Genomic DNA, 522 nt, shown 5'->3' with positions numbered 1-522 from the left:
AATTTAAATTTTTTTCTAAAATAAAAAATTAAAAAATTAATAATTAAATTAAAATCCTTATACAAAAAAACTACCATTATTATTACTAATCAATAAAATTAATATCTTTCAATTCATATTAAAAAAAAAAAAATTTCTTTTTATAATAAAAAATATAATCATTTCATTTAAAAAACAAAAAAAAAAAAGCAAAAAATCCATTAAATTTCAAATATTTAATTTCACTAATAAAATACAAAAACTTACTTCACATTTAAAATTACACAAAAAAAATTATTTATCTCAACAAAATCTACAAAAAATTCTAAAAAAACATCAACAACTACTAACTTATTTATCAAAAAAAAATAAAATACATTATAAAAAATTAATTAATCAATTAAATATTCAAAAATTAAAAACTCATTAAATTCAAAAATTATAAATTAATAAATTTTTTAAATCTTAAATTTTTTAATAAACTTCTTTATTCAAAAATCTAATTCATACCAAAACAAATCAAAAAAAAACTTATAAAAAAAC

At 11.7% G+C, this 522-nt stretch carries 1 protein-coding gene; it reads left to right on the top strand.

All coding sequences use genetic code 11. The features are described 5' to 3' along the window. Positions 1 to 88: 88 nt before the first annotated feature. Positions 89 to 409, top strand: coding sequence for a 30S ribosomal protein S15 (locus IE038_RS25795; protein ID WP_189396447.1), 321 nt, complete (start codon positions 89 to 91; stop codon positions 407 to 409). The last annotated feature ends 113 nt before the right edge of the window (positions 410 to 522 follow it).

The sequence above is a fragment of the Pseudomonas laurentiana genome (assembly GCF_014648275.1).
Classification (GTDB): Bacteria; Pseudomonadota; Gammaproteobacteria; order Pseudomonadales; family Pseudomonadaceae; genus Aquipseudomonas; species Aquipseudomonas laurentiana.
This window is presented reverse-complemented; position numbering and strand designations above follow the sequence as displayed.